Source organism: Phormidium sp. CCY1219, from assembly GCF_035615515.1.
GTDB lineage: Bacteria > Cyanobacteriota > Cyanobacteriia > Cyanobacteriales > Laspinemataceae > CCY1219.
The window spans coordinates 1-586 of sequence record NZ_JAJENT010000198.1; the positions used below are offsets into that span (position 1 = coordinate 1).

General features: G+C 50.5%; 1 pseudogene. It reads left to right on the forward strand.

What is annotated here, in order from left to right:
* Positions 1-586 (forward strand): annotated as a pseudogene (locus LKK83_RS31905) (hypothetical protein); the annotation flags it as partial.

A 586-nucleotide genomic window follows, 5' to 3' on the forward strand; every position in this document is an offset into this window, starting at 1 on the left:
CCCGCGCTCGCACGTTGTTAGAAATTCTCGCCGAAGCCAATGCCGATATCCGCACTGGCGTAGACCCGGAATTACGCCAACAGGAAGCGAATTTACAGCAGCGCATCAACGCTACCGAATCCCGGCGCATGGCATTACTCTCCGGTGAACATACTCCGGAACAAGCATCGGCTATTAAACAAGAACTGGATACTTTGTTGCGGCAATTGGATGAATTAAGAGCGCAAATCCGTCAAACCTCTCCCCGATATGCCGCTCTCACGCAACCTCAACCCCTAACTGCCGAACAAATTCAGCAGCAGGTACTCGATAAAGATACCTTACTCTTACAATATTCCCTCGGTGCAGATCGCAGTTTCCTTTGGGCAGTCACTCCCGACAGTTTAACCGTCTACGAGTTACCCCCCCGCGCCGAAATTGAAGAACTGGCAGAACAATTTTACCTGTTAATGCAAAATCCGGACTATCGGGGCGAAAGTCGCAATCTGATTGTCTCTCCCAACATCCCCAAAGTCAATGCTTCTGCGACTGAGTTGAGTGAGATGTTGCTGTCTCCAGTGGCGGATAAACTAGCCGGAAAGCGGTT